The sequence below is a fragment of the uncultured Photobacterium sp. genome (assembly GCF_947039875.1).
Lineage (GTDB): Bacteria > Pseudomonadota > Gammaproteobacteria > Enterobacterales > Vibrionaceae > Photobacterium.
Window position 1 is genome coordinate 97,133 of record NZ_CAMRAN010000008.1, and the last position, 8,730, is coordinate 105,862.

At 36.5% G+C, this 8,730-nt stretch carries 4 protein-coding genes; all 4 read left to right on the forward strand.

The annotated features are described in order from the left end of the window. The first annotated feature begins 196 nt into the window (after nt 1-196). The 4 genes from ebgA to Q0V26_RS04920 all read left to right on the forward strand — a co-directional run bounded on the left by ebgA (nt 197) and on the right by Q0V26_RS04920 (nt 8,586). Nucleotides 197-3,274 (forward strand): beta-galactosidase subunit alpha, encoded by a 3,078-nt coding sequence (gene ebgA, locus Q0V26_RS04905; protein WP_297478639.1) that lies wholly within the window; start codon nt 197-199, stop codon nt 3,272-3,274. Further along, the gene (locus Q0V26_RS04910; protein WP_080157697.1) at nt 3,274-3,726 is read left to right on the forward strand and encodes a beta-galactosidase subunit beta; all 453 of its coding nucleotides are present in this window, start codon (nt 3,274-3,276) and stop codon (nt 3,724-3,726) included. The genes ebgA and Q0V26_RS04910 overlap by 1 nt, the downstream gene beginning before the upstream one ends. Before the next feature lie 150 nt (nt 3,727-3,876). Further along, nucleotides 3,877-5,307 (forward strand): amino acid permease, encoded by a 1,431-nt coding sequence (locus tag Q0V26_RS04915; RefSeq protein ID WP_297478644.1) that lies wholly within the window; start codon nt 3,877-3,879, stop codon nt 5,305-5,307. A 195-nt stretch (nt 5,308-5,502) separates the two neighbouring features. Beyond that, entirely contained in the window at nt 5,503-8,586 is a 3,084-nt protein-coding gene (locus Q0V26_RS04920; protein ID WP_297478646.1) for a GGDEF domain-containing phosphodiesterase, read from the forward strand. Nucleotides 8,587-8,730: the final 144 nt, after the last annotated feature.

An 8,730-nucleotide genomic window follows, 5' to 3' on the forward strand; every position in this document is an offset into this window, starting at 1 on the left:
TCTTTTAATTCATAGACTGTTTAAAACAAGAGCAAGATCACTCAAATAATCATCTGTAATTGTTTTTTTGTTGTCGACCTCACAAAGCTCAAAACAGAATGTGATCGAGTTAATACAACAAAGTTTTACCTATACTTTTTAGTAAAATTTTACTTAATAATAACTCCAGATAATTAAAACATGTCTTGGAGGCATCGTGAATAACTGGGAAAACATTAACTTACTTAGCGAAAATAGACTGGCACCTCGTGCATACTTTTTCTCTTACAACGCATTAAATAAAGCACAACGCTTTCAGCGTGATTTAAGTCAGCATTTCATGTTGCTAAGTGGCCAGTGGACATTCAATTTCTTCACTAACCCATTGCTTGTTCCTGAAGAATTCTATCATCAAGAAATGAGTGACTGGACAAGCATTCAAGTGCCAAACATGTGGCAAATGGAAGGCCACGGTAACTTACAATACACAGACGAAGGCTTCCCCTTCCCGATTGATGTACCTTTTGTACCCTCAAATAACCCAACTGGCGCATATCAGCGCACCTTCTTCTTAGGTGATAATTGGAATGAAAAACAAACGATTATTAAGTTTGATGGTGTTGAAACCTATTTTGAAGTTTATGTTAATGGCCAATATGTTGGCTTTAGCAAAGGCAGCCGTTTAACTGCTGAATTTGATATTTCTGCTTTTGTTAATACAGGCAAGAACTTACTTTCTGTACGCGTGATGCAATGGGCTGATTCAACCTATATCGAAGATCAAGATATGTGGTGGATGGCGGGCATTTTCCGTGATGTTTACTTAGTCGGTAAAGAGCCTGTTCACGTACGTGATTTCACTGTACGTACTGATTTTGATGATAATTACCAAGCAGCAACCTTGGGCTGTAAAGTTGATTTAGAAAACCTCAGCGGTGATATTGTTAATGGCTATAGTCTTGATTATGCCCTTTACGATGGTCAACATCAGGTTGCCAATGGAAACGTTTCCAATCTAACAATTGCCAGTATGACACATACCGATTTTGCAATCAAAATGGTAAATCCAATCCACTGGACGGCTGAAAACCCGCATTTATACCACTTATTTCTAACACTAAAAGATGCTGATGGCATCATAATTGAAGTGATTCCACAACAAGTTGGCTTCCGCGATATTAAAGTGCGTAATGGTCTGTTTGAAATAAACGGTCAATACGTAATGCTCCACGGGGTTAACCGTCACGATAACGACCACCTTAACAGCCGCGCTGTTGGAATGGATCGTGTCGAGAAAGACATCGTATTGATGAAACAGCACAACATTAACGCAGTACGCACAGCACACTACCCTAACGATCCGCGTTTTTACGAACTGTGTGATCAGTACGGTTTATTTGTGATGGCTGAAACGGACGTTGAAACTCACGGCTTTGCGAATGTTGGCAACTTAAGCATGATCACAGATGATCCTGCATGGGAACAAGTATTCGTTGAGCGTATTGAGCGTCATATTCACGCCCAAAAAAATCACCCTTCAATCATTATGTGGTCACTGGGTAACGAATCAGGTTACGGCTGTAATATTCGTTCAATGTATGCAGCAACCAAAGCGATTGATGATACCCGTCTAGTCCATTACGAAGAAGATCGTGATGCTGAAGTGGTTGATATTATTAGTACTATGTACTCTCGCGCCCAAATGATGAATGAGTTTGGTGAATTCCCACATGCTAAGCCACGAATTATTTGTGAGTATGCTCATGCTATGGGTAATGGTCCTGGTGGACTGACTGAATATCAAAATGTGTTCTATAAACATGATCATATTCAAGGTCACTTTGTATGGGAATGGTGTGATCACGGTATTTACGAACAAGATGAAAATGGCCGTGATGTATACAAATATGGCGGTGATTACAGCGATTATCCAAATAACTATAACTTCTGCATGGATGGCTTAGTCTACCCAGATCAAACTCCAGGCCCTGGTTTACGTGAATACAAACAAGTTATTTGTCCGGTAAAAATCAACGTTAAAGATCACACTAAAGGTATCATTACGGTTACTAACAAATATTGGTTCTCTACCTTAGATGACGTGGTATTTGATATCGCAGTACGTGCTGAAGGCGACACGCTAACCTTTAATCAAATTACCGTTACAGGTTTGGCGGCAGGTGAATCACGCGATATTGAATTAGCACTGCCAGTGATGGATCAGCGTGAAACGTTTGTAAACGTGTCGATGCGTAAAAAATCTCGCACAACATACAGTGAAGCAAACCATGAACTTGGTATTTTCCAATACCAAGCCAAACCCAATACTGCACATCCTGAAATATTTGAAAATAACAATGCTATACCACTGTCACTCATTGAAAACCGTCTTGATTGGGAAATTAGTGGTTATGACTTTACCCTGCGCTTTTCTAAAGTCGACGGCAAGCTTACATCATGGCTACGCCAAAATAATGAACTGATTGCATCATCACCTGCAATGAGCTTCTTCAAGCCGATGATTGATAACCATAAGCAAGAATATGAAGGTTTATGGCACCCTGCTCATCTGCAAATTATGCAAGAGCATTTCCGCAGCATTAATGTAGAACACGTTGCAGGTAAGGTGATTGTTACCACTAACAGTATTGTTGCACCACCAGTATTAGATTTTGGTATGCGTTGCCAATACCGTTTTGAAATTTGTCCTCAAGGTCAAGTCAACATGACGTTAAGTGGCAATAAGTACGGTGATTACCCACATGTCATTCCTGTTATCGGTTTAGATTTAGGGATTAATAATCAATTTGATCAGGTTGAATACTACGGCCGAGGCCCTGAAGAAAGTTACCAAGATAGCCGTCAAAGCAACATTATTGATATCTACAGTACTACCGTTAGCAATATGTTTGAGAACTACCCGTTCCCACAAAATAATGGCAACCGTCAACATGTGCGTTGGGCAAGTTTAACGAACCGTCATGGCGTAGGTTTATTGGTTAAACCTGAGCAAGAAATTAATTTCAGCGCATGGCATTACACTAATCAACATATCCATCAAGCACAACACATTAATGAGCTTGAGCCAAGTGGTTACATTACGGTCAATCTTGATCATCAAGTTATGGGCTTAGGCTCTAACTCATGGGGTTCAGAAGTACTTGACTCATATCGTGTTTACTTTAATGACTTTAGTTACCAACTAAGCTTAGTACCATTTAGTAAAGCAGATTGCGATAGCCGCTACTTAGCAAGTCAAACATTTACCACAACACGTATCGGTGGAGATAAATAATGATTACTTTAGCATCACTGGATCAGTTCAAAAGCCTATACCGCGATGGTCGTAAATGGAATCGTTGTGTAGAGGCTATTGAAAATATCCCGAATATTCAGCCAAATGTCTTCCACTCTGTAGGTGATTCACTGGCTTATCGACTTCAACATGGCCCTTCAACCGCAAATGAGCACTTTGTCGGTCATCGTCGTTATTTTGATGTGCATTACTACCTTGCAGGCAGTGAAACCATTGAGTGTGCAGATAAAGACACACTAACGCAAGTTCATCCATACAGCGATGAAACCGATCGTGAATACTTAGCTGGTACAGGCCAAACCCACCGCATAGAAGCAGGCCAAATGGTAATTTTTGAAAACCATCAAGCTCACCGTTTCAGTGCCGCTGACAACCTTGAGAAAGTCGTTTTACGTGTCACCATTGAGGACGGTTACTTCCTTAATAAATAACTAAACATAACCGCCAGCTAATCATCGCTGGCGGTTATGCAATAAAAAAGAAACAAATATAAAAGCATAAAAACAATAACCTATGATTTAGTTTAGTCGCTAAATACATAGACATCCTACAATACTAAACGTGATCCATCGGAGATTCTCATGTCTGAATCAAAACGTAATACCATAGGGAAATTTGGTCTACTATCGATGACCTTTGCTGCGGTATACAGTTTCAATAATGTCATTAATAACAATATCGAAATTGGCTTATCCTCTACTCCTATGTTCTTTATTGCTACCTTACTTTATTTCATCCCATTTTGTTTAATCATTGCTGAATTTGTTTCACTGAATAAAGACTCAGAAGCGGGTGTTTATGCGTGGGTTAAAAGTTCTCTTGGTGGTCGTTGGGCATTCCTCGCCGCTTATACCTATTGGTTTGTTAATCTATTCTTTTTTACCTCATTACTGCCGCGCGTTATTGCTTATGCATCCTATGCGTTCCTTGGCTATGAATATATATTTACCCCAACCACGACCACACTATTAAGTATTGCGCTATTTGCCCTTGCTACGTATGTATCAACCAATGGCGCCAAGATGTTGGGGCCAATCACTTCTGTCACCTCGTCATTTATGCTAGTGCTAACATTGTCATACATTATATTGGCAGGTGCGGCGGTAATGGGCGGTATTCAACCGGCAGATCCGATTACAGTAGAAGCATTAACACCGCAAATTAACTGGGCCTTCTTTGGCGTAACAGCATGGATCTTTATGGCGGCTGGCGGCGCAGAGTCTGTGTCGGTTTACGTTAATGATATTAAAGGTGGTCACAAAGCGTTTGTAAAAGTAATTATTTTTGCAGGTATCTTTATCGGTGGTCTGTACTGTGTTTCATCTGTATTAATCAACGTCTTTGTAGAGCGTGAAGCACTGAAATTTACCGGTGGTTCAGTACAAGTATTTGAAGGTCTAGCTCGTCATTACGGCTTACCTGAAATTATGATGAACCGTTTTGTTGGTGTGGTGTCATTTACAGCAATGCTTGGTTCGCTACTTATGTGGACAGCAACACCAGTTAAGATCTTTTTCTCTGAAATTCCAGCTGGAATCTTTGGTGAGAAGACCGTTAAACTAAACAAAAATGGTGTACCAGCTCGCGCAGCATGGGCACAATTCTTTATTGTAATTCCACTACTTATCGTACCAATGCTAGGTTCTGATTCAGTACAAGAACTAATGAGTACTGTTATTAACATGACGGCTGCAGCCTCTATGCTACCACCACTGTTTATTATGATTGCTTATTTAAACCTACGTCTAAAATTGGATCACCTACCACGTGACTTTAAAATGGGCTCGCGTACAACAGGTATCGTTATGGTCTCAATTCTAATTGGTATCTTCAGTATCGGTTTCTTGGCTTCTACTTTCCCAACAGGTGCTGACATCATGACGATTATCTTCTATAACGTCGGTGGCATTGTCATCTTCCTTGGCTATGCATGGTGGAAATATAATCGTTATGAAAGTCAGTTAGCTACAGAGCAAAAAACAACACTAGAAGCAGCAACCACAACAAATTAATAATTGAAATGTTACAACTTTAATGCCTTGAGTTCATTCCTTCTCAAGGCTTTTTTATCCTTAAATTATTACAAATAACAACCACGTAATTACATATACATCACATTTTTATATTTATAACCTTAACTTTGCGCATCAAGTATCATATTGTTACTGAATTAGATTATAAATCTAACAGGACGTTATAAGGATATTATGCGACAAACACTAGGAGTCAGTTTACTGTTCACTCTTTTATTACTCATCTTAACGGTAATAAGCGCAGCCACAGACAATAATCAAAATAATGATGAAATAATCAATAGAATAAAAACAGCACAACGCCAGCAACAATACCAACAACAACAACTTATTACCCAGCAGATTACTCATACAGTCTCTCATTTCGATCAACTAAATACTTATTTAAAGCAGCAATCTTGGCAACAAACACTAACACACTCACAGCGTGATGATTTCATTACATTCAGCAATAAAATACTCACAAGTAATACCACGCTACAGAGTATTAGTCTTATTGATTATAAAAATAGCCATTATTTACAAACACTTGCTACCACAGAAGGCAAAATAATAGTCACAAAAGGCAAATCCATTACCGATGCTACTGAATTGAGCAATATTGACCATGCTTTTGCACTACCATTCAATAAAACTTATATTAATATAGCCTCTGAGCCAATCAACACTATCGCGTATTATCAACATATGACGGTACAAAATATTTCATGGGTTATAAAAATAGAACAACAAAACCTTCCCCATCTTCTTATGGCATCGAAAACAAATTATTTATTGCCACTGCAATTATGGATAGTTAATAACCAAGGTCAAACATTAGTTAATATTAAACAAAACCATATTACCGAAAATGATCCATCATTTATTAATGATGAAAAACATTTCAAAAAATCAAATTATATATTATGGAAAAAAATACAAAGTTATAATCATCAACAAATATTAAAAAATAACACTATCTATACTTATTCTCCTATTTTCATCCCTGTATCATTAAAATCAGAACTTGACTTTAAATATGGAAACTTATCTCCTTGGATATTAATTTCAACAGTTACATTAACGGATAACCCTCAATTTTTTAGTAAAAAACCATCTTTTAATCTTTATATTAACTATTTAATAATTATATTAATCTTCATTGGCGGCATATTAATTACTTATTACATTAACAAACAAAAAAATGAAATAAGAAAAATAAATAAGATCAGAAAAATAGATAACCTTCGTTATCACTCGCTAATTGAAAACACAGATTCAGGCATAATAATAATAGATAAGTATAAAAAAATAACAGCCATTAATGCAGCTGCACTTTCTATTTTAGATTTAAAAAATGACATTACTAATAAAAACTTAATTTCGTATGTACCGTCTATTGATACAAAAAGTGACATGGTTGCATTATTAAAAAAAATCAATGACATACAATACAATACACAGCAAAAAACGCAACTCAAGGTCCATAAAAAACACATCGAAATTATTGCTACTAAAGTCAATAACAATGGTAATGATAACATCATATTGCATATTATTGACGTAACATCATGGATTAAACACGAACAAAAACTTAAAGGACTATCTAGAGCTGTAGAACAAAGCGAAGAAGCGGTGATCATTACTGATAAATTCGGATATATTGAATATGTGAACAGCTCATATAAGAAAAGCGCAGGGGATAATTATACAAATATCATTGGATTAGATAGTAAGACAATCTTTAAACGCTATACTAATGACAAAGATAAAATAGATGATATTCAATCAAAACTTAATCAAGGGAAAACGATTCAGCGTATTATTTCTCAAAAAAACAAAGATAATAGTATTCAATATCTTGATAATACTATTTCCCCTATTCGGGACGATAATGGGCGAATCAGTAATTACATATCAACCAGTAAAGATATTACAGAACGTATAAACTATGAACATCAGCTAGATCATCTAGCGCATTATGATCAATTAACATCACTCCCAAATCGAAATATGTTTATTAAAAAAATAAATGAATCATTAGTATATTCAAAAGTCAATCATTCTAAAATATCTGTTTTAGTTATTGAGATTGATCTATTCAAACAATTACATGATTCTTTAGATAATGAGAAGAAAGAAAAAATAGTCGTTATTATATCAAAGCGTATTCGATCAAATCTCAGAGCTGTTAATCTTTTATCACGATTAAATAACAACCAATTTGGTATAATCATCCAATCTGTTCAGCATCGCAAAAATATTGATCACTTAGCAAACCGATTACTCAACAATATCCATGCCCCCATAAGCTATGATGGTAAGTTGATTTCAATTTCAGCTAGTATTGGTATTTCATTACAAAAAAATACTACGATAACAGCTGAAAAAATAATTAAAAATGCAAATATAGCTCTCAGTTACTCTAAAGATAAATCTAAAAATCAATATTGTTATTTTAATCCTGCAATGGAAACAGAAACGACACACAAGCTAGAACTCGAATCTGAATTACGAAAATCTATCAACACAGATCGTTATGAGTTTTACTACCAACCAAAAGTATTAGCCCACTCGCACTCATTAACTGGCGTAGAAGCCCTACTACGATGGCGTGATCAACATGGAGATTATCAAGCTCCTGTTGATATTATTCCATTACTTGAGTCATCCGGTTTAATTCTAGAAGCTGGTATATTTCTTATTGAAAAAGCCTGTTATCAGCTTAAACAATGGCAACAACAAGGACTCAATATCAGTATGGCAATTAATATCTCGGCCCAGCAATTACTTGAATCCAATTTAACCGCCATTTTAAAACAAGCAATACAAAAAGCCGATTGTGATCCTGCATACCTTGAGCTTGAGATCACAGAGAGTGTTTTAATGACAGACATTGAATTAGCTTATCAAAAACTGATCGCACTCAAAACACTTGGCGTTAAAATTGCTATTGATGATTTTGGTACGGGGTATTCTTCACTTGCCTATCTGAGTCGGTTTCCCATCAATATACTTAAAATAGACCGAGAGTTTGTTAAAGCCTTACCTTATAACAAAGACAGTATTACCATCATTGAAGCGATTATCGATCTTGCTCACAACCTTGGCCTAACCATTGTCGCAGAGGGAGTAGAAAATAGAGAACAAGTTATCACACTTGAAGCGCTTGGCGTCGAAGAATTTCAAGGCTTCTATTTCAATAAACCTCTTACCCGCGATAATTTTAATCGCCAATATTTACATCCACAACGACAAATATCAGAGAACATAATATAAGAGGTTCTCTTATTCAACGTTGTAGCTTATTATTAAGCATATACGCCATTTTATTGTTAATCATAAGTGGATTCTTTTTTGATTACTTAGTAGGACGTCACAATGAGTTTTAGTGATCACTTAGATAACTTTATTAAGCAACGG